Source organism: Clostridium manihotivorum, assembly GCF_004015185.1.
Classification (GTDB): domain Bacteria; phylum Bacillota; class Clostridia; order Clostridiales; family Clostridiaceae; genus Clostridium_AR; species Clostridium_AR manihotivorum.
Window position 1 is genome coordinate 1,314,538 of the sequence record NZ_CP025746.1, and the last position, 18,716, is coordinate 1,333,253.

28 protein-coding genes and 22 tRNA genes are annotated in these 18,716 nt (G+C 33.2%); 45 read left to right on the forward strand and 5 right to left on the reverse strand.

The genetic code is table 11. The features are described from left to right. The first annotated feature begins 8 nt into the window (after window positions 1–8). From C1I91_RS05770 to C1I91_RS05880, 23 genes are all read left to right on the forward strand, one after another. Window positions 9–482 carry a metallophosphoesterase gene (locus C1I91_RS05770; protein WP_128211970.1) on the forward strand — a complete coding sequence of 158 codons (474 nt, stop codon included), beginning with the start codon at window positions 9–11 and terminating at the stop codon, window positions 480–482. A 241-nt stretch (window positions 483–723) separates the two neighbouring features. Continuing rightward, window positions 724–799: transfer RNA gene (locus tag C1I91_RS05775), tRNA-Pro, on the forward strand. Between the two features lie 5 nt (window positions 800–804). Then, window positions 805–878: transfer RNA gene (locus C1I91_RS05780), tRNA-Gly, on the forward strand. A gap of 57 nt (window positions 879–935) precedes the next feature. Then, a tRNA-Arg gene (locus tag C1I91_RS05785) sits at window positions 936–1,012 on the forward strand. Window positions 1,013–1,017: 5 nt separating this feature from the next. Continuing rightward, window positions 1,018–1,093: transfer RNA gene (locus tag C1I91_RS05790), tRNA-Lys, on the forward strand. A 7-nt stretch (window positions 1,094–1,100) separates the two neighbouring features. After that, window positions 1,101–1,176, forward strand: a tRNA-His gene (locus tag C1I91_RS05795). A 19-nt stretch (window positions 1,177–1,195) separates the two neighbouring features. Further along, window positions 1,196–1,270: transfer RNA gene (locus tag C1I91_RS05800), tRNA-Gln, on the forward strand. Between the two features lie 2 nt (window positions 1,271–1,272). After that, a tRNA-Lys gene (locus C1I91_RS05805) sits at window positions 1,273–1,348 on the forward strand. A 17-nt stretch (window positions 1,349–1,365) separates the two neighbouring features. Then, window positions 1,366–1,449, forward strand: a tRNA-Leu gene (locus C1I91_RS05810). A 4-nt stretch (window positions 1,450–1,453) separates the two neighbouring features. Then, window positions 1,454–1,528, forward strand: a tRNA-Gly gene (locus tag C1I91_RS05815). A gap of 5 nt (window positions 1,529–1,533) precedes the next feature. After that, window positions 1,534–1,607: transfer RNA gene (locus tag C1I91_RS05820), tRNA-Gly, on the forward strand. A gap of 52 nt (window positions 1,608–1,659) precedes the next feature. Further along, window positions 1,660–1,736: transfer RNA gene (locus C1I91_RS05825), tRNA-Arg, on the forward strand. A gap of 12 nt (window positions 1,737–1,748) precedes the next feature. Further along, window positions 1,749–1,824: transfer RNA gene (locus C1I91_RS05830), tRNA-Pro, on the forward strand. A gap of 6 nt (window positions 1,825–1,830) precedes the next feature. Beyond that, window positions 1,831–1,904 (forward strand) — tRNA-Gly (locus C1I91_RS05835). Window positions 1,905–1,955: 51 nt separating this feature from the next. Then, window positions 1,956–2,032: transfer RNA gene (locus C1I91_RS05840), tRNA-Arg, on the forward strand. Window positions 2,033–2,037: 5 nt separating this feature from the next. Continuing rightward, a tRNA-Lys gene (locus C1I91_RS05845) sits at window positions 2,038–2,113 on the forward strand. Between the two features lie 7 nt (window positions 2,114–2,120). Next, window positions 2,121–2,196: transfer RNA gene (locus C1I91_RS05850), tRNA-His, on the forward strand. A 20-nt stretch (window positions 2,197–2,216) separates the two neighbouring features. Continuing rightward, window positions 2,217–2,291 (forward strand) — tRNA-Gln (locus tag C1I91_RS05855). A gap of 2 nt (window positions 2,292–2,293) precedes the next feature. Further along, a tRNA-Lys gene (locus tag C1I91_RS05860) sits at window positions 2,294–2,369 on the forward strand. Between the two features lie 17 nt (window positions 2,370–2,386). Further along, window positions 2,387–2,470, forward strand: a tRNA-Leu gene (locus tag C1I91_RS05865). 4 nt (window positions 2,471–2,474) lie between these two features. After that, a tRNA-Gly gene (locus tag C1I91_RS05870) sits at window positions 2,475–2,549 on the forward strand. A gap of 5 nt (window positions 2,550–2,554) precedes the next feature. Further along, a tRNA-Gly gene (locus tag C1I91_RS05875) sits at window positions 2,555–2,628 on the forward strand. A gap of 73 nt (window positions 2,629–2,701) precedes the next feature. Beyond that, a tRNA-Arg gene (locus tag C1I91_RS05880) sits at window positions 2,702–2,778 on the forward strand. A 64-nt stretch (window positions 2,779–2,842) separates the two neighbouring features. On the opposite strand, the gene C1I91_RS05885 is transcribed toward C1I91_RS05880, so the two are convergent. Both C1I91_RS05885 and C1I91_RS05890 read right to left on the reverse strand, forming a co-directional pair. After that, window positions 2,843–4,033 (reverse strand): tyrosine-type recombinase/integrase, encoded by a 1,191-nt coding sequence (locus C1I91_RS05885; protein WP_238475930.1) that lies wholly within the window; start codon window positions 4,031–4,033, stop codon window positions 2,843–2,845. A gap of 304 nt (window positions 4,034–4,337) precedes the next feature. Continuing rightward, a complete protein-coding gene (locus C1I91_RS05890; RefSeq protein WP_128211972.1) occupies window positions 4,338–4,550 on the reverse strand; it encodes an LLM class flavin-dependent oxidoreductase in 213 nt (70 codons plus the stop codon). Window positions 4,551–4,744: 194 nt separating this feature from the next. Between C1I91_RS05890 and C1I91_RS05895 the strand changes: the two genes are divergently transcribed. Next, window positions 4,745–5,941 carry a helix-turn-helix transcriptional regulator gene (locus C1I91_RS05895; RefSeq protein ID WP_128211974.1) on the forward strand — a complete coding sequence of 399 codons (1,197 nt, stop codon included), beginning with the start codon at window positions 4,745–4,747 and terminating at the stop codon, window positions 5,939–5,941. A 373-nt stretch (window positions 5,942–6,314) separates the two neighbouring features. On the opposite strand, the gene C1I91_RS05900 is transcribed toward C1I91_RS05895, so the two are convergent. Then, window positions 6,315–6,680 (reverse strand): helix-turn-helix domain-containing protein, encoded by a 366-nt coding sequence (locus tag C1I91_RS05900; RefSeq protein ID WP_128211976.1) that lies wholly within the window; start codon window positions 6,678–6,680, stop codon window positions 6,315–6,317. Window positions 6,681–6,889: 209 nt separating this feature from the next. Here C1I91_RS05900 and C1I91_RS05905 point away from each other — a divergent pair, with 209 nt between their 5' ends. The 17 genes from C1I91_RS05905 to C1I91_RS05960 are packed head-to-tail and all read left to right on the forward strand — an operon-like array spanning window position 6,890 to window position 14,029. Continuing rightward, complete coding sequence (locus C1I91_RS05905) at window positions 6,890–7,150, forward strand: helix-turn-helix transcriptional regulator (RefSeq protein WP_128211978.1); 261 nt, start codon at window positions 6,890–6,892, stop codon at window positions 7,148–7,150. After that, window positions 7,137–7,304 (forward strand): helix-turn-helix domain-containing protein, encoded by a 168-nt coding sequence (locus C1I91_RS05910; protein WP_164880458.1) that lies wholly within the window; start codon window positions 7,137–7,139, stop codon window positions 7,302–7,304. Before C1I91_RS05905 ends, C1I91_RS05910 begins: the two co-directional genes overlap by 14 nt. Before the next feature lie 6 nt (window positions 7,305–7,310). Beyond that, window positions 7,311–7,457: a DUF6906 family protein gene (locus C1I91_RS28035; protein ID WP_164880459.1), complete on the forward strand. Its 147-nt coding sequence runs from the start codon at window positions 7,311–7,313 to the stop codon at window positions 7,455–7,457. A 10-nt stretch (window positions 7,458–7,467) separates the two neighbouring features. After that, a complete protein-coding gene (locus C1I91_RS05915; RefSeq protein WP_128211982.1) occupies window positions 7,468–8,022 on the forward strand; it encodes a sigma-70 family RNA polymerase sigma factor in 555 nt (184 codons plus the stop codon). A 33-nt stretch (window positions 8,023–8,055) separates the two neighbouring features. Beyond that, complete coding sequence (locus tag C1I91_RS05920; RefSeq protein ID WP_128211984.1) at window positions 8,056–8,310, forward strand: hypothetical protein; 255 nt, start codon at window positions 8,056–8,058, stop codon at window positions 8,308–8,310. Further along, a complete protein-coding gene (locus C1I91_RS28040; protein ID WP_164880460.1) occupies window positions 8,297–8,467 on the forward strand; it encodes a hypothetical protein in 171 nt (56 codons plus the stop codon). Before C1I91_RS05920 ends, C1I91_RS28040 begins: the two co-directional genes overlap by 14 nt. Then, entirely contained in the window at window positions 8,467–8,676 is a 210-nt protein-coding gene (locus C1I91_RS05925; protein WP_128211986.1) for a hypothetical protein, read from the forward strand. Before C1I91_RS28040 ends, C1I91_RS05925 begins: the two co-directional genes overlap by 1 nt. A gap of 2 nt (window positions 8,677–8,678) precedes the next feature. Beyond that, a complete protein-coding gene (locus tag C1I91_RS05930) occupies window positions 8,679–8,939 on the forward strand; it encodes a sporulation transcriptional regulator SpoIIID (RefSeq protein WP_128211988.1) in 261 nt (86 codons plus the stop codon). Then, window positions 8,936–9,088, forward strand: a complete 153-nt coding sequence (locus C1I91_RS28045) for a hypothetical protein (protein WP_164880461.1) — start codon at window positions 8,936–8,938, stop codon at window positions 9,086–9,088. The genes C1I91_RS05930 and C1I91_RS28045 overlap by 4 nt, the downstream gene beginning before the upstream one ends. A gap of 54 nt (window positions 9,089–9,142) precedes the next feature. Next, window positions 9,143–9,388, forward strand: a complete 246-nt coding sequence (locus C1I91_RS05935) for a hypothetical protein (protein ID WP_128211990.1) — start codon at window positions 9,143–9,145, stop codon at window positions 9,386–9,388. Between the two features lie 4 nt (window positions 9,389–9,392). Then, window positions 9,393–9,530, forward strand: coding sequence for a hypothetical protein (locus tag C1I91_RS28050; RefSeq protein ID WP_164880462.1), 138 nt, complete (start codon window positions 9,393–9,395; stop codon window positions 9,528–9,530). Between the two features lie 3 nt (window positions 9,531–9,533). After that, window positions 9,534–9,956 (forward strand): hypothetical protein, encoded by a 423-nt coding sequence (locus C1I91_RS05940; RefSeq protein WP_128211992.1) that lies wholly within the window; start codon window positions 9,534–9,536, stop codon window positions 9,954–9,956. Beyond that, on the forward strand, window positions 9,956–11,116 hold the full coding sequence (locus tag C1I91_RS05945; protein WP_128211994.1) for a DUF2800 domain-containing protein: 1,161 nt from the start codon (window positions 9,956–9,958) through the stop codon (window positions 11,114–11,116). Before C1I91_RS05940 ends, C1I91_RS05945 begins: the two co-directional genes overlap by 1 nt. Window positions 11,117–11,131: 15 nt before the next feature. Continuing rightward, on the forward strand, window positions 11,132–11,317 hold the full coding sequence (locus tag C1I91_RS05950; protein WP_128211996.1) for a hypothetical protein: 186 nt from the start codon (window positions 11,132–11,134) through the stop codon (window positions 11,315–11,317). A gap of 29 nt (window positions 11,318–11,346) precedes the next feature. Then, on the forward strand, window positions 11,347–11,907 hold the full coding sequence (locus C1I91_RS05955; RefSeq protein ID WP_128211998.1) for a DUF2815 family protein: 561 nt from the start codon (window positions 11,347–11,349) through the stop codon (window positions 11,905–11,907). 4 nt (window positions 11,908–11,911) lie between these two features. Continuing rightward, window positions 11,912–12,064: a hypothetical protein gene (locus C1I91_RS28055; protein ID WP_164880463.1), complete on the forward strand. Its 153-nt coding sequence runs from the start codon at window positions 11,912–11,914 to the stop codon at window positions 12,062–12,064. Window positions 12,065–12,067: 3 nt separating this feature from the next. Further along, window positions 12,068–14,029, forward strand: coding sequence for a DNA polymerase (locus C1I91_RS05960; RefSeq protein WP_128212000.1), 1,962 nt, complete (start codon window positions 12,068–12,070; stop codon window positions 14,027–14,029). A 47-nt stretch (window positions 14,030–14,076) separates the two neighbouring features. Here C1I91_RS05960 and C1I91_RS05965 read toward each other — a convergent pair whose 3' ends face one another. Beyond that, window positions 14,077–14,871: a DUF4393 domain-containing protein gene (locus tag C1I91_RS05965; protein WP_128212002.1), complete on the reverse strand. Its 795-nt coding sequence runs from the start codon at window positions 14,869–14,871 to the stop codon at window positions 14,077–14,079. A gap of 101 nt (window positions 14,872–14,972) precedes the next feature. On the opposite strand from C1I91_RS05965, the gene C1I91_RS05970 reads away from it, so the two are divergent. The 3 genes from C1I91_RS05970 to C1I91_RS05980 all read left to right on the forward strand — a co-directional run bounded on the left by C1I91_RS05970 (window position 14,973) and on the right by C1I91_RS05980 (window position 17,689). Continuing rightward, window positions 14,973–15,998, forward strand: coding sequence for a nucleoid-associated protein (locus C1I91_RS05970; RefSeq protein WP_128212004.1), 1,026 nt, complete (start codon window positions 14,973–14,975; stop codon window positions 15,996–15,998). 13 nt (window positions 15,999–16,011) lie between these two features. Further along, entirely contained in the window at window positions 16,012–16,209 is a 198-nt protein-coding gene (locus tag C1I91_RS05975) for a hypothetical protein (protein WP_128212006.1), read from the forward strand. A gap of 214 nt (window positions 16,210–16,423) precedes the next feature. Beyond that, window positions 16,424–17,689: a hypothetical protein gene (locus C1I91_RS05980; RefSeq protein WP_128212008.1), complete on the forward strand. Its 1,266-nt coding sequence runs from the start codon at window positions 16,424–16,426 to the stop codon at window positions 17,687–17,689. A 138-nt stretch (window positions 17,690–17,827) separates the two neighbouring features. Here the strand turns inward: C1I91_RS05980 and C1I91_RS05985 are convergent, their stop codons facing one another. After that, the gene (locus C1I91_RS05985; RefSeq protein ID WP_128212009.1) at window positions 17,828–18,235 is read right to left on the reverse strand and encodes a hypothetical protein; all 408 of its coding nucleotides are present in this window, start codon (window positions 18,233–18,235) and stop codon (window positions 17,828–17,830) included. Window positions 18,236–18,349: 114 nt separating this feature from the next. Between C1I91_RS05985 and C1I91_RS05990 the strand changes: the two genes are divergently transcribed. Then, complete coding sequence (locus tag C1I91_RS05990) at window positions 18,350–18,697, forward strand: nucleoside triphosphate pyrophosphohydrolase family protein (protein ID WP_238475931.1); 348 nt, start codon at window positions 18,350–18,352, stop codon at window positions 18,695–18,697. Window positions 18,698–18,716: the final 19 nt, after the last annotated feature.

The following is an 18,716-nucleotide window of genomic DNA, read 5'->3' on the forward strand; positions in this document are numbered from 1 at the left end:
TAATAATAATGCTAGTAGCTGTAGTTAGTGATACTCATAATGTTACTGAATATATAGAAAAGGTTAAAAGGCTTATAAAGAAGAGTGATGTATTGATTCATCTTGGTGATAACATAACTGATCTAGATTACCTTATAAGCGATTATAAAGGCAAGGTCTATGGAGTGAAGGGCAATTGTGACTTTTCTAATGAATATCCATCAGAAATGCTAGTGAAGGTTCTAGATAAAAAGTTTTTTATTACTCATGGACATAAATACAATGTGAAGTATGAGTTGAATTCAATATATTTTAAGGCTATGGAAGTAGAGGCTGATGCTGCTTTATTTGGGCATACTCATCAGTCTTTAATAACCCAAGAAAGAAATCTATGGATCATAAATCCAGGAAGTGCCTCGCTTCCTAGGATGAGCAAAAGAAGCATAGCTTTCATAGAAGTTGTAGAAGGAAAGCCTATCTATCCATACCTTGTAGAGGTGTAATACATAAGCGAATAAGAATATATTCTGAATATTTTTATTCGTTTTAATCTTAGAACTTTTTGATGTGTAAATTGTTATATCGGCGCAAATGGTTATAAACACTGACTTCAGCAAACTTTTATTATAAAAAAACTTTTTTAAAAAAAGTATTGACTGAAATAATAACATCGTGTAGAATAATCTTTGTCGCCGAAAGGTTACAACATGATTCGCCTGATAAGAAGGTAAGTCATAAAGTTAACGGGGTGTGGCGCAGATGGGAGCGCGCGTGGTTTGGGACCATGAGGTCGCAGGTTCAATCCCTGTCACCCCGACCATTTATGCGGGTATCGTATATCGGTAATACTCCAGCCTTCCAAGCTGAAAAGGTGGGTTCGACTCCCACTACCCGCTCCAAAAACATCTTGACAAAAGATGTTGAGTTTAGTAAAATAAACACTGTCGCTTAAACATGCGTTTTTAGCTCAGCTGGATAGAGCAACGCCCTTCTAAGGCGTGGGCCAGGGGTTCGAATCCCTTAAAACGCACCATTTATGCGCCATTAGCTCAGTTGGTAGAGCACCTGACTCTTAATCAGGGTGTCTTGGGTTCGAGTCCCTGATGGCGCACCAAAATGTGGTGGACGTAGTTCAGTTGGTAGAGCACCAGATTGTGGCTCTGGGTGTCGTGGGTTCGAATCCCATCGTTCACCCCACATTTTATAAAAGTAATAATGGGATGTCGCCAAGCGGTAAGGCAATGGACTTTGACTCCATCATTCGTAGGTTCGAATCCTGCTATCCCAGCCAACGGTTCACTAGCTCAGTCGGTAGAGCACATGACTTTTAATCATGGTGTCCGGGGTTCGATTCCCCGGTGAGCCACCAATTTAATATGAAAAGATGCAGATGTGGCGGAATTGGCAGACGCACTAGACTTAGGATCTAGCGCCTACGGCGTGGGGGTTCGACTCCCTTCATCTGCACCAATCAGCGGAAGTGACTCAATGGTAGAGTGTCACCTTGCCAAGGTGAAGGTCGCGGGTTCGAGTCCCGTCTTCCGCTCCAAATATGCGGGTATCGTATATCGGTAATACTCCAGCCTTCCAAGCTGAAAAGGTGGGTTCGACTCCCACTACCCGCTCCAAAAAACATCTAAGAAGATGTTGAAATTACTTACATGTAATAAAGTTTAATATGCGTTTTTAGCTCAGCTGGATAGAGCAACGCCCTTCTAAGGCGTGGGCCAGGGGTTCGAATCCCTTAAAACGCACCATTTTTTTAATACCGGGGTGTGGCGCAGATGGGAGCGCGCGTGGTTTGGGACCATGAGGTCGCAGGTTCAATCCCTGTCACCCCGACCATTTTATGCGGGTATCGTATATCGGTAATACTCCAGCCTTCCAAGCTGAAAAGGTGGGTTCGACTCCCACTACCCGCTCCAAAAACATCTAAAAGATGTTGAAATTACTTACATAGTAATAAAGTTTAATATGCGTTTTTAGCTCAGCTGGATAGAGCAACGCCCTTCTAAGGCGTGGGCCAGGGGTTCGAATCCCTTAAAACGCACCATTTATGCGCCATTAGCTCAGTTGGTAGAGCACCTGACTCTTAATCAGGGTGTCTTGGGTTCGAGTCCCTGATGGCGCACCAAAATGTGGTGGACGTAGTTCAGTTGGTAGAGCACCAGATTGTGGCTCTGGGTGTCGTGGGTTCGAATCCCATCGTTCACCCCACATTTTATAAAAAGTAATAATGGGATGTCGCCAAGCGGTAAGGCAATGGACTTTGACTCCATCATTCGTAGGTTCGAATCCTGCTATCCCAGCCAACGGTTCACTAGCTCAGTCGGTAGAGCACATGACTTTTAATCATGGTGTCCGGGGTTCGATTCCCCGGTGAGCCACCAATTTAATATGAAAAGATGCAGATGTGGCGGAATTGGCAGACGCACTAGACTTAGGATCTAGCGCCTACGGCGTGGGGGTTCGACTCCCTTCATCTGCACCAATCAGCGGAAGTGACTCAATGGTAGAGTGTCACCTTGCCAAGGTGAAGGTCGCGGGTTCGAGTCCCGTCTTCCGCTCCAAATACGCGGGTATCGTATATCGGTAATACTCCAGCCTTCCAAGCTGAAAAGGTGGGTTCGACTCCCACTACCCGCTCCATACAAAAGACAACTTACAAATTAAGTTGTCTTTTATTTTACTATTTAATAAATTGTAAAAAACTACATTTTTTGCTCCTATAGCTCAGTTGGATAGAGTGGTGGACTTCGAATCCATAGGCCGCAGGTTCGAACCCTGTTGGGAGCACCAATATAAAAGCCTTGCAAACACTAAGTTTACAAGGCTTTTAGTTTTTTAATAAATTAGGTAAAAATCAATTTTGCGGGGAATTTTGCGGGGAATCATTTTTTGCGGGAGATAATAAATCTTCTAATTTAGATACTGCAGTTTCATCAAATCTAGGTAATCTATGACTATAAGTGTTTAAAGTCATACCTACTGTGTTATGTCCAAGTAATCCGGAAACTATCTTAGGATTAACACCAGCTTCTAGCATTAAGGTTGCATATGTGTGCCTTAAATCGTGAAATCTGATGTAAGGTATATTTAAATCAGTACAAACTTTATACTGCTTCATGACCCTTCTATAATTCCTAGACACATACTCAGGATCATAAGGAGTACCATCTCCTTTGCAAATAACAAAGCCTTCTTTATGGTAATTAGCATGGTTAGATTTATTATATTCACAAATATCTTTTAGATCTTCTAGAGCCCTCCTGGTATCTTCTATGATAGGTATAGCTCTTTTAGATGTAGATGTCTTTAGTTCCAAAAGCTCTAGCTTACCTTTTACTTCTTGTAGCTGCCTTGTAACGTAGATAACTTTGTTATCTAAGTCAACATCCTTCCAACGTAAACCACAAACTTCACCTAGTCTCATACCAGTTGTAGAGCTTATTAGTACTGGCATATAGACAGTCATATGCTTTATCCTATCTAGAAGTTTAAATAACTGATCCTTATCATACACAGTAAGCTCTTTTTTTACCTTCTTAGGTGGCTCGATAGAGTCCATTATATTGTATTCGATTATTTTCCACTTTAGAGCGTCTTTAAAGGCTTTTGAGAGTATCCAATGATATTGTCTAACAGTTGTAGAAGAGTTGCCTAAATCATTGATACAGTGCAAATAAAGCTTATTTATATTTGTTGGTTTTATTTTGTTCAAAAACATATCACCAAGCTCAGGTACTAGTATTTTGTCAACAGCAATTTTATATCTTTTCCAGGTTGAGTTAGTAAGCTGAGGTTCTATAGTTAATAGCCAATCCTCAATATATTTTTGAAATTTTATTTTTGTACTTTTGAAACCAAGAGCTGTTTTTTTCTTTAATTCTATCTCTCTTTCACGGCCTACATTTTTAGCCTCAGTCTTAGTAGTAAATCCACTTCCAGTTTCTCTTACTCGTTCTTTTGTAGTCTCGTCTATAAAATCTATTTCGTAAGAATATAGATCCATTTTTAGACGTTTGGAATGTCTTTTCTTTATAGTAACAGACATGACAGCGCCTCACTTTTTTATCGACATTATGTTAATTTTGAACTTCTATAAATGTAACATCGTGTAAATATAATGTTTAACGAATATTATAGTGAAAAAGTTTGAATAAATTAACACTTCAGTAATAAAGTTCTAGCATATATGTTAATTTTTTTTGTTTAATATTTAAATTATATTATATTTATAAAAAATATTTATTTGATTTTATTGTGTCATTAATTAAATATAGTAGAATATCATATTAAACGTTAAAATTGGTCGAAAGAAATTCATGCAGTTATAACGTAATTTGTTATAATGTTTATTAAACGACATTCTTTTCCCACACTATGTGATAGCCTAGTATGCTTAGTATCTCTTCAACTTCTTTATATTTTAAAGTACCATTGCTGAGGCGAGTTGATAGGTTTTGCGCACCCGTGGGATTTTCTTTTGACTCATTGAGCTTATCGTTTAATTCTTTCATTGTCATGTCTCGAAGAGCCAAAAGAGCTTTAATTTCTTTTTTTAAATCCATGTTATAACCCCCATATACTTTATAGCATTAATATATGCTAATTATATAATTAATATTATAAAAAATCAATATATATTGTACTATAACAATATTTATTGTAAAAAGTTAATAAGAGTTGTACAATTTCTATTGACAGTATACAATGTAGGTTGTACTATATTAATATAGATTGAAGTTGCAAAGAGGTGAAAAAGTTGAGAACTAACGAAATATTAAAGATGATACGTAATGATTTAGATATAACACAGGATGATCTTGTTTGTGAAAAGATAAGTAGGACAGTAATTTCGAAATTGGAGAGAGGAAAAAAAGAAATTAGTCCTATACAAGCTATTAAATTGAGAGACAAGATATTAAACATACAAAAGGAAAAAAATATAGCGTTAGATTATGAAGTTAGTACTAACTTTTTATTGGGGATCACACACTTCGATATAGAGAAAATACTTTCAGACCTAGAAAAAAAAGTTGATAGATTATCACTTAATGCTTTAGATGAAGCACTAAGACAAATGGTTGATAGTGATTTCATCAGCTTGTGTACTAAAGCTATTCATGTATTTAAGAGCGATTTATATGCTAATAGTGATTTAATAATTTTATATGCACAAGAAGTTTTAAAACGAGATATATCAATAAGCATTATTATTGATATGAATATAATGTTGATAAGAGCCTATTATGCTAAGGGCGAATTTAAGACGATAATACATTTGGCTGAAACTCATAAAAAAGATATAGAGCAATGTTGTGATAAGGAAATACAGATATCTTTCTATTTCAATTTAGCAACTGCCTATTATAAAGAAAGAAAGTATAATGATGCATTAAATTATATAGAAATTATTAAAAAGCTAAAATTAAGAAAGTATGAAGAAAAAGTGTTGACTCTTGAAGCCAATATTGAAACAAAATTGAAGAATTATGATAGTGCAAAAAAAGTGTATTTTAAAATAATTAGGATATCTAAAGATAATACTATAATTGCTAATAGCTATGGTAATATAGCTTCTTTATATCATGAACAAAAGAAGTATAGACAAGCTAGAGAATATTTAAATAGAGCTTATGAGTTTATTCGGGAAGTATCTACTCAGTGTAAATATAATATCCTATATAATAAGTTAGAGCTAGATATTGATACTAATCAAAAAAATGATGTTTATATTGATTTTACTATGCTACTGGAGGTCTTTTCTAACATGAATAGTGAAATAAATCAGAATACAGTTTTTGAAAAAGTTATTGATTATTTTGAAAATGAAAAATTAGAAGTTTTTAAAATAATCAATAATATAAAGCAGTATAACCTAAAAATATCTGATAGATTATTATTAAAAGTGATACTAAAATTTACAAATGATACAGAAATGATAAAGCTAATATCATAATTTTTGGAAAAATATGATATAATTATCTAGAGGTGATTTAAATGAAAAGGAAAATGTCATTAGTATTAGCAGCTTTTTGCTTAGTAAGTGTTCTATCAGCTACTATAGGTGCTAATTCCATTAGACCTATGGGTGAACCTGGGATTACTGATCCTATTTAGATAGTGTGCCATTTTCGACAATATAAAAGAAACTTTTTGCATTTTAAATACCCACTTTTTGTTATATTATGATAAATGTAACAAGGAGGGGGTATTTTGATTTCGCTATTGATTTCATTATTGGGGACAGAGAATATTAATGTGTTAACTGAAGATAATATAAAAACTATAATTGACCATATAAAGAAACAAAAAATAAAGACTAGTGAGGGTTAATCCTCCTGGTCTTTATTTTTTAGCTTTTTATCTATTTCAGTCCTTACTGCAAACATAATCATTTCTTCTACTTCTTTATCTATACTATCTGAATCTGTAATCACATCATTTGCTATAAGTTGATCTATAATCTTACTTACAATGCTAGAAGTTTTGCTTTCATTCTCATTATTTCCTGTCAATAAATATTCAATGCTAACATTTAAAACTTCAGATATTAATTTAAGAGTCTCAAACGAAGGATCTCTTTTCCCTGCCTCATACATTCTTATAGCGCTGTCACTCTTGCCAATAAGCGCGCCTAACTGTTCCTGAGTAAGTTTTTTTTCATTACGTAGCTTTTTTAAGATTGAACCATCCATAGCTATACCTCAAAATTTTTTTTACTTTTAGGTCGATTTTAGCACACTATGTGCCAAAAATCAAGAAATCGAAAGTAAAATACCCCTATCTACTTGCACTAGGAATTATGTGGAATATGTATTAATTTAATGGAAAAATATTAGCACAAATTGTGTTTTTTAATTAGCACAATAGGTGCTATTATAAAAACACGGGGAGGTAATAAAGCATGAGAACAAACACATTTAAGAGCTTAAGAGCTATTAAAAGACAAACAGCACAAGAAGTAGCGGATAAGATAGATGTGGAACTAGAAACTTATAGGAAATACGAGAGATCTGACAGAATACCTTCCGTACAAACTGTGCTGAAGATGCTGAAAGCATATGACTGTACAACAGACGAGATAATTGATGCCTGTGGATATCATGTAGGGATTAAAGAATCCAAAAGAAAATATAGGGGGGGGGATAGAGTTGGAAGAGCTTAAGTTATTTACAACAGACGAAACTGCTAAAATACTAAGAATTTCTAAAAGAACTTTAGGGAGATATAAGAAGGCTAGGCAAATAAAACCTAAGACTATAGGTAACAAAGATCTATATACTTTTGAAGAGATTGATAAGTTCATCAATAGGAGGTAGTTTAAATTGGCTAAGAAGCTAACTAAGTATGAAAAAGAAATTCTAAGGCATGAAGGGTTTAATCCTAGAGAGTTCTTAAGATTTAGTAGAAATGCTTATGACTATGTGTTCGTTCAAGTAAAGACAGGCAAAAAACTAACTATAAGAGTATAAGGAGATAGACATGAAAAAGCTAAAGTTTAGTGATGGAATCTATAATTTAGCTAAAGATGAAGCCTTTTTAAAGGTTGAAAAACTTATCAGAAAAATTATACAGAACTGTGACTGCTATGACTACCACGAATATAATGACCTTTATCAAGTTGGTGGACTAGCATTTATTAAAGCTTATAATTCTTATGATATTTCCAAGAATATAAATTTCTCAACATACCTTGGTAAAGTTATTACAAATGAAATTGGGATGTATCACAGAAAAATGAAAAGACATCTTAATGTTCCAAGTCTAAATGTGTCAGTAGCTGATACGGAAAATTGTGAGTTACTTGATATTATTTCAGATCAAACAGACTATGAAGAAGTTGCTCTAAAAAATGTAGCTCTATCAAGTATCAACTTAAACCTTCTAGCACCTAACAGAAAGCAAATTATTTATCTAAAATTCTATAAAAATAAAACCCAAAATGAAATTGCTGAATTTTTAGGGCTATCTCAAAGTTATATATCTCGTCAGATAACGATAGCTTTGAAACAGCTAAGAGCCAAGATAGCTCTATAAGATAATTCGTAAATACTTAAATGGAGGTAAGCTATGGAAACAGCTTATATAACAGATCTTATCACTACAAATGAGGGATATGAATTAGTATTTACGGAGGATAAAAAAGAGAATACACATGATGAAATAGACACTTACATTACTAGATTAGAACTTATCGAATTGATATGTAAGTCACTCAATATGGACTTTGAGCAAGCAGTTGAATATGAGTTTTACCTAAAAAATCTATGCTTAAACTATTTCCTTAGCAATATACAAGCTGGTGGTTTAAGTGAAACTAAATGATAAACAAGCTAAGATTTTTGCAATAGGCGGAATACTGCTACTTAGCAAATACTGCGATATTATGGCATCCGATAAAATTTATTACCTTATGTGGGGGGCTATGACTATAGGATTATTAGCAATGCCAAATAAGAAAAATAAGGATGGTGAAAAGTAATGGAAAAGTATAAACTTTTAAACTCTTTAGACCAAGATACAGGCCTGAAGGTAACTGATAATGAAGTCTTAGCAGTATCGTTTTTAAGGAGCTATAGATTACTCAATACTGAAGAGTGTATTCAAATTACAAGGACATTAAAACAGGCTACTTTAAGAGCATTACATGAAAGTGAGTCTACTTTAGATATTGAAGAAGGAGGTGAGTAAAGATGGAACGCTTAATCGAAGATAGAGTAAAAGAAGTTGCAGCACATATCGTTATGAGTGATCTAACTATAAGAGAAGCAGCTAAACTATTTTGCTACTCTAGAAGCACAGTTCACAAAGATATGACTGAAAGATTGCCTAAGCTAGATGGAGTTTTATACAAGCAAGTTAGAGCCATATTGGACCATCATATCGAGGTTAGAAGCATTAAGGGAGGTGAGGCTACAAAAGCGAAGTTTAAGCAAAGGAGGTATGAAAATTGATTTTCTGCAGTGAAGGTAAATGCCCTATAGATGAAAAGAATATACTATGCTGCTTTTACTGCAAAAATAAGGCAGACTGCGTAAAAGCCTGCACAAGTAAAAATATGGTGTGTAATAAAAAAAGAGTTGCCGAAGCAACCGAAAATTAAAATTTGCAACTTCAGTATATCATACTGAAAAAAACTATACAAGGAGGACATAACTTGGATGGTAGAGTAGCACTAATAAGTTTTAAAGGTCTTTATGACTTCATGGAATACTCATACTTGACAGATATTGAAGATCTTAAAAAGGGAGATATCGTAGTAGTTCCAACTAATGACTTTTATTCAGTTGGAACATTCATTAGATACTCCAGCAATAAGAAGCATATAGAAAATGCCACTAAGCACATTGTTCAAAAGATAGATATAGAAGCCTTTGAAACTAAGATGTTCTTGGAGGGCTAAGGCTATGACTAAATTAAGTAAATCAGAGTTCATGCACAAGTATGTTAATGACAGATATGAGAAGTTAAGGCGTGAAAGAGAAAAGGCTTTAGGAGCTGACTCTCACACAATAGAAAATGTTAATAAAACGAGGAGGAAATAGTTTATGAAAATTGTAGCAGAGTTTAATTCAGTTGAGGAAATATTAGCTTTCACTAGTACTTTTGGGAAGGTAGGTACTGAGCCTAAGGAAGCTATAAAACAAGCTATTAAAGGAACATCTAAACCAGTAGAAAGCAAGGTTATTATGGATAATAAAGATGTTGAAATTACTAAGCCAGTTCAAGTGTTTACACCTGATAAGGAAGAAGAAAATAAGGATGAAGCAGTAACTGAAGACACTCCAAATGAAGAAACAGAAGTTAAGGTTACTAAGGAAATGATTAGAGATCTATTAGGTAAAGTTATGAAAGCTGGTAAGCAAAAAGAAGTTAAAGCACTAGTAGCTAAGTATGGAGCAAGTAAAGTACCTGACTTAAAAGAAGAACAATATGCTGCAGTTTATCAAGAAGCGGAGGGATTGCTTTAATGGCTAAACATGCGATATTAAGTGCTAGTGGAGCTTATAAGTGGATGAACTGTCCTCCTTCAGCAAGGTTAGAAGAAAAATTTGAAAACAAGTCAAGTGAGTATGCAGCTGAGGGAACTCTAGCACATGAGCTAGGAGAATTAAGCTTAAAGCTACAACTTGGAGAAATTACTAAGAGAAAATTTAACAGTGAGTTTGCTAAAAAGATTGAGTCAAACGAGTTATTTACAAATGATATGCCTGACTATGTAGATATGTATGTTGAAACCTGTATGGAGAAGGTTTCAGAAGCTAAAGCAAAGACACCTGATGCACTATTTAAGATAGAGCAAAAACTAGATTTTAGCGAGTGGGTACCTGAGGGGTTTGGTACTGGTGACTTTGTGATAATAGCAGATGGAACTATGGAGATATGCGACCTTAAATATGGTAAGGGCGTACCTGTAAGTGCAAAAGGTAATAAACAAATGAGGCTTTATGCATTAGGAGCTATAGCTGAGTTTAGTTTCCTTTATGATATCGAAAAAGTAAAAATGACTATCATACAACCTAGACTAGATAGTATTTCAACAGATGAAATTACTACAGCTGATTTATTAAAGTGGGCTGAGGAAGATCTAAAGCCTATAGCAAAGCAAGCTTTTGATGGTGAAGGTGAGTATTTAGCTGGAGAACACTGTGGTTTCTGTAGAGCTAAATCAGTTTGTAAAGCAAGAGCTGATAAAAATCTTGAATTAGCTAAATACGAATTTAGGACAACTGATACTCTTAGCGAAAATGATATAGCCGATATCTTAGGCAAAGTTGATGAACTAGTTAAGTGGGCTACAGATGTTAAGGAATATGCTTTAGACCAAGCTTTAGAAGGTACAGTGTTCCCAGGTTGGAAGGTTGTTGAAGGTAGAGCTAATAGAAAATATACAGATGCTGATAAAGTAGCTGAAGTACTCCTAAATAATAATTACTTAAAAGAACAGATCTACAAGCCCCAAGAACTTCAAGGGTTAACTAACATGGAGAAGGTTGTAGGTAAGAAAAAGCTTGCAGAGCTTGTAGGCAAGCTTATCGTTAAACCACAAGGCAAACCTACCCTAGCACCTGAAAGTGATAAGAGAGAAGTATTTAACTCAGCTAAAGGTGACTTTGAGGAAGTGAGTTAACTAAGGAGGTAAGTTATGGAATCTAAAGTTGAAATTATTATTTTTTCACATGTACTTGGGAAAGTAGAAATTATTGTTTGTGATAAATATAGGATTAAATCTAATATTTCATCAACTTGGGTAGTTGCATTAGATAAAGATGACAATATAACAAATGTAATACCGTGGAACAGAGTAAAGCAAATCAATATTAATAAATAAAAATTTGAATAAAAGGGAGAGATTTTATTATGGCAATTTTAAAAGCAAAGAGAACAGGAACTAAGGTAACTACAGGAAAGGTTAGATTATCATATGCACACCTTTTTGAGCCACATGCAATAGAAGGAAATGAACCTAAGTATTCAGTTAGTGTAATAATTTCTAAGACCGATACAGACACTTTAAAGGCCATTAAAGAAGCTGTAAATGAAGCTAAGGAACAAGGTAAGGGTAAGTGGGGCGGTAAGGTACCTCCAAATCTTAAGACACCTTTAAGAGATGGAGATGCTGAAAGACCTGATGATGAAGCTTATGCTAACTGCTATTTTTTAAATGCTTCAAGCAAAAATAAGCCAGGCATTGTTGATGCTAATGTACAACCTATATTAGATGCTACTGAAGTTTATTCAGGATGCTATGCAAGATTAACACTTAACTTCTATCCATTCAGTGCTAGCGGTAATAAAGGAATAGCTGCAGGACTAGGTAATGTCCAAAAGCTTGAAGATGGTGAGCCATTAGGAGGATTTACTAGAGCTGAAGATGATTTTGAAGCTTTAGAAGCAGATGAAGAAGATTTCTTAGGTTAGTAGTATGATTTGGATTATTTATCGAAGAAAAAATCAATTAGATGGACCTAGGGCAATACCTTTTGAAAATGATTCGGAGGATATTGCGCTAGAGTGGATAAATCAGAATGAAAATAGATGTGAAATTTTACATGTTGCATTTAGTGAGGATGAATAAAGTATGAATACATTAGCTATAGACGTTGAAACATATAGCAGTGTAGATATTAAAGTTTCAGGGGCTTACAAGTACTGTGAGTCCCCGGACTTTGAGATATTACTATTTGCTTATGCATTCAATGATGAACCAGTTCAAATAATAGACCTTGCACAAGGTGAATTCATACCTGATGAAGTAGAAGCAGCTCTTCAAAATCCCAATATTATTAAAACAGCTTTCAATGCTAACTTTGAAAGAAATGCTATATCAGAATACTTTAAAACTACAACACCACCTCGGGAATGGCAATGTACTATGGTAAAAGCTTTAACTATAGGTTTACCTGGTTCCTTAGATATGGTTGGTAAGGTACTTAAATTTGCTGAAGATAAGCAGAAAATGAAGGAAGGTAAAGCCTTAATTCAATATTTTTGTAAGCCTTGCAAACCTACTAAAACAAATGGTCAAAGAACTAGAAACCTTCCAGAACATGCACCGGATAAGTGGAAAACATTTAAGCTTTACTGTAAACAAGACGTTGAGGTTGAAAGAGAGATAAGAAATAAGTTAAGTAGATATGAAACTTTAGATAAAGAACAGAGATTGTGGGAACTAGATCAAATAATTAATGACCGAGGAATTAACACTGACATTGCACTTATAGAGAATGCTATTAAATGTGATTTAGGGTACGCTAAAATGCTTGAGGATGAAGCTAGAGAGCTTACAGGATTAGATAATCCAAATAGTCCTACACAGCTTAAAAAATGGATTAGCGACCGCGTAGGCTTTGAGGTTAATAGTCTTACTAAAGATAGTATACCAGCTCTTATAGAAGTTGCTGAGATACAAGATGAAATTAACGTTGTAAGGATACTAGAACTTAGACAACTTATGGCTAAAACTTCCACAAAGAAGTATGAGGCCATGATAAAAGCTAGACGTACAGATGGAAGGGTAAGGGGCTTACTACAGTTCTATGGAGCTAATAGAACTGGTAGGTGGGCTGGTAGATTAGTACAAGTACAAAACCTTCCACAAAACCATTTACCTGACTTAGAGAACGCTAGGAATTTAATAAGAGAAGGTAAGTTTGATGAAGTCGAATTCTTATATGATAGTATTCCAGATACCTTAAGCCAACTTATTAGAACAGCTTTTATACCAAGTGAAGGGAATAGATTTATGGTAGCCGACTTCTCAGCAATAGAAGCTAGAGTAATAGCATGGCTTGCAGGAGAGAACTGGAGATTAGATGTATTCAAAACTCATGGAAAGATATACGAAGCTTCAGCAAGTCAAATGTTTCATGTACCTATAGATAGTATTAAAAAAGGTTCAGATCTTAGACAAAAAGGTAAGATAGCAGAATTAGCACTAGGATATGGTGGCAGTGTTGGAGCTATTATGTCAATGGATAAAAGTAAAAGTATTCCTGAAGAAGAACTTCCGGGCTTAGTTAAAAGTTGGAGAAGTGCTAATCCTAATATAACAAAATTTTGGTGGGATGTAGATAAAGCAGCTAAGAAAGCAATTAGGGAAAGAACAACTGTTGAAATACAACATGGAATTAAGTTTATCTATAATCCAGGTATTCTATTCATTCAATTATCAAGTGGAAGAAAACTAAGCTATATACGACCTAAGATCGAAAAAGGGCAATACGATAGCGATGTTATCACTTATGAAGGAATGGAGCAGACAAGTAAACAGTGGACTAAATTAGAAACTTATGGACCAAAGCTAGTAGAAAATATTGTTCAAGCTACGGCAAGAGACTGTTTAGCTGAGGCTATGTTTAAAGTTGAAGAAGCAGGGTATCCAGTAGTAATGCATGTACATGATGAATTAATAATGGATGTACCTATAGGATTTGGAAATTTAGAAGAAGTTAATAAGATATTTGGTGAGCCAATTGAGTGGGCAAAAGGATTGCCACTTAAGGCTGATGGATATGAGTGCAGCTATTATATGAAAGATTAAAATGTTTTGAGTGTAGTGGTGATACTTACACTCAAAAGATTGATGATCTATAAGCAGATTGATGCAAAATCTTGACCAAATGGAGTTAACGATATAATCCCCTTTTTTATGTCTGTTGTAAGGTAAAAATAATTAGGGTCCTCCATTCTCTCTTTATTTATTTCATCCATTAAATTCAAATAATCAGGATCAGTATAAAACATCAAATATTCGTTATCATCGGCCAATCTATCAGTATAGGTTATTGATACTAACCCTAATCTTTCAAGATTGCTAATTGAGGAAGCAATAATCGAAGTAAAACCATATGCAGTATTTGATAAAAAAACATTAGTAATAGCTGTTGCAGAATTACCAAATTGATCAACACCGAGATATTTAACAATTGGAAGACGCTCTCCCTCAAAGATAATTTTAAAGTTTGAAGCATCTAATGGACTTAATTGTTTAATAATTTCAACAAATGATGGATGAGATTTAGAAGCAAGGTCAATGTTCATAGAGGATGCAATAAGTTTGGCAAACATTTTTCTTGTTTTTTCATCTTCTATGTAGAACTTTGATGATTCTATAGCTGGACCAACAACATTAAGGGGTGGTTCAACAAGTTTATTTTCAGGTATTTTATTTAACTCTTCATTAAGTTCTTCTTCATACTTTTTTAAGTTTAAGTTGTGTCTAATTCTCATTTTCTCAACGCTGTAGTTTATAGGGCTAAAAATTGCATAAAAAATATTAGCCAAAGCTTTCCCGGCTTCTTGAGCCGGAGGAGTAGCAGCTTTATCAAGAAATTCGGGAATGTCTACATTAACTAGACTTGCATTAATTTTAGTTTCACCCATAGTAAAACCCCCTTTTTTATCAATATTTTACCATGTTTCTACTAGTTTCACCAATAACTATGATACAAATAATTATTAATTTGAAAAGGAGAATACCTTATATGGAAAAAATTAGAGATATTTCAATAATAGAAGCGGTGGTTCAGGTGCTTAATAATGACCAAAAGGAACCAGTTTTAAATAATTACAAGCTAGATCTTAATGAGGAAAGATATAAATTTATTTTAAGTCACCTTGAAAAAGTACTTAAGGATGAATATCTGAAGTATGGAAAGTTTAAGCAAAAAGCTACAGATGTAAAAACTATAAGTCAAGAGTACCTAAATGGAAGAGTGGATATTATAAAAGCTTCGCAGACAATAGCTAAAAGTTTACTCGGTTTCATGCGAGACAATCCAAATATACCTTCCTGTGATTTACTTATTGTGTCATTAGTAAGTGAAGTTGGTCCAATGTTGGCAATACTGAGATTTGACTTTATGAAGCAGTTTATTCATAAAATTGATGTTTATGAAAATGGAATAGGTGTTGATATTACAAGTGTTAAAGACGGTTTATCAGCTACTAAGAAGGTACCTAAGGCAGCATTTATAAAACCTATTAGAAAAGGTGATTATGAGCTACTAGTATTTGATAAGAGCTATGTAAAAGATAATGATGAATATATGTCAAACTACTTTGTGGATAAGTTCCTTGGATGTCAGCTTATTGAGAGTGATAGAGATAAGACAAGAGATTTTATTACTGCAGTAGAAGTTTGGACAAGAAGTAATATAAATGAGGATGCAGCTAGATCTGAGAAGATTAGAACATTAACAAGAAAAGAACTCACTGAGAAGGATATTATAGATGCTTATGAATTTGCTGAACTAATAAATCCTTATGATGTAGAAGTTAGAAAGAAATTTATAGGCTATATGCAACAGTGGGAGTTAGATAAAATACCTGTTGACAAAGAGTATTTAGATAAGAAGCTTAGTAAGCTAAAACTTAAGATAAGCAGTGATATAGAGTTAAGCATTACCGAAGATGCTTACAAAGATATTAATCAGTTTGAAATTCAGGATAATGGAGACGGAAGTATCCACATGTTAATAAAGAATGTTGCTAATTATGTGGAGAAATAAAGGAGCAAACTAAATGAACTTATTAGAATGTTATATCAAAGAAGTTAAGAGTATAAAACCATGCAAAGAAGAATGGACTAAAAAGTTTAATAAGAAGTTTCTCACTATCAAAGTAGTTGTAAATTGTTATGGAAATATTCAGAAGCATGAAACTGTTGAGAGTGAAGAAGATTGGAAGAAAATTAAAGAGCGTGGTTACTTTTTGTGGTAGATAACGAGTCTGTTTTTGAAAATATTATAGCTTAAATAAAAAAATGTTCTTTGAAAATTCAATAATACGGTGCCTAAATATAAAATATTTGATGTGTTTTTATGAGAATTTGAATTGAATTGGAAGACTATGATATAATTTTAACATTAGTGGGGGGATAGTAGATTTGACAACAAGGCGGAAATGAGTGTAAAGGGAAATAGGGGGAAGAAACGTGGATTTAGCTAAATTTAAAGATATAATCCAATTATTATTATTTAGATGTGAAATTGAAGAAGATATTGAGAAAATAAAAATAACTTACAAAGGTATTGAATTTGAAGTCGAGGCTGAAAGAATAAATCAGATATCAGAAAATTTGAGCAAGATGAAAGGAAAGGATAGCATTGGAATATACTCAGGCAATTATTATGAGGTTTTAGTACGTAGAGTGAATCGACGTCCTGGGATGAGCATGAGAATAGTAGAAAAGTATTTGAGCATGGATGACTACCAAAATAAAATTCATTATGAACTAAGTAAGGCTTCAGATGAATATCTACTTTTTCTATTAGAAAAGTTAAGTGAAGCTAATATGCTTAAAGAATTTAGAAGAAATTTTCTATTTTTAAGTCATGTCATGTTTGATAGGGCTAAAGAAAACGCTAAGAAAGATTTCTTCGAATTCTTAAAGCTATTCTTTCGTGAAATTGATACATTAAAAATTAGATCAGAAGAGACTAGAGGCTATGCCGAATTTGAAAAATTAAATAATGCATATTTGTTTAGCTTGGCATATAATTTAGAATTCTCAGTTATAGAGATAAAGCTTCTTGATGAATTTATTAGTTCAGAGAGGATAATGAGAATTAGGAGAGACCACGAGAACCCAGATCCTCCAAAAAGAAAGTATATACCAGACTTAATCTATCATTATCAGATGGCAGTATCTTCAGAAAGTCCTTTTTTGCAATATATATCATATTACCACATAATGGAGCATTTTTTTGAAAAAATATACAATGATGAATTAATTAGGTTAGTTCAATATGAAATATCAAGTCCTAGTTTTTCAATTAAGAGAGAGACTGATATTAAAAAAGTTATAAAGATAATTAACAAAAAATTACAAAGTCGTAAAGAAGAGTTTTCTGTTAATGAAAAAGAAGCACTTGAATTGGTTCTGTTAAAGTATATAGATATAGAAAAATTAAAGAAAAAAATTGCTGAATATGACGAGACATTGATCGAATACTATAAAAATACAGAAGTGCAGTTTTCTGGAGGTTATAAAATAGATTTAGATACAGCTCAATCAAAAGATGCAATTAAAAAAATTTCAGGGAGAATATATAAAACAAGAAATTCTCTTGTTCATAGTAAAGAAACAGATATGCTAAAATATGTACCATTTAAGCATGATAAATATTTAATAAAAGAAATTCCTTTATTAAGATTTATTTCTGAAGAGATAATAATCATGACTTCAGAATTATTATAGAATTCATTAGAGTTCTATGTATAACGAAATAAATAAAAAATAGAATATCTTATGAGAGCACCGTATTATTCAAAGTGAATTGTACGGTGTTATTTTTGTGGCACAATTATAAAGAGTTAAGTGCAACATTAAAATTTGTTACCTACGAAATTTTTCAAGATCTTCATTCATTGCTTGAATAACATCCATTAGAATAGTCTTTATTTCTTTTTCCTTTATCTCTCCGAGATAATAATAGGAATTCAATTCATCTAACAAAGATCTAATTTCAGTATTAGCCATTAAATAAGTTAATTGATGAATTTTTAAAAATTCCTTGCTTGGAGGATTTAATCTAGCGTCATCGTCTTCAGTATAAATCCAGTTATCTAAGTCTATTATTGCTTTACAGAAATTTTGATAAATATCAGATTTTTCTTTATAAAATAAGTCAAGTCGCTTTAACTTTAATTGAGTTCTATTGTTCATAAAAGAATTTATTAATGGCGCAATTATTGCAGCAATAGCAGTTATTAGAGCAACAACAATAGTTGTATTTACTTGCATGAAAATCACCTACCTTTTAAATGATTTTAGCATGTATTAGAAGGTTTTTAAATATATGAAAATCAATCAATAAAAAATAAATAGAAAATATATATACGTAGCGGAGGTTATAAATTGCTTAGTTTAAATGAATATCAACAAAATGCTTTAAGAACTGATCCAGAACTTAAACCTAAGGAAGCATTAATGAATGGAGCTTTAGGTTTAGGTGGAGAAGCTGGTGAAGTTCAAGATTATATTAAAAAAGTTTTATTTCATGGTCATAAACTCGATAAGGAAAAGTTAAAGGAAGAGCTTGGAGATGTTCTATGGTATATTGGCTACTTAGCTTATATACAAGGCATGACTCTAGAAGAAATAGCTATAGCTAATATAGAAAAACTTCTACTTAGATATCCTAATGGTTTTAATTTTAAAGACAGTATTATGAGAAGAGATACTGAGTTAATGAATATAAGATAAATGTATAAAAATTAACTCA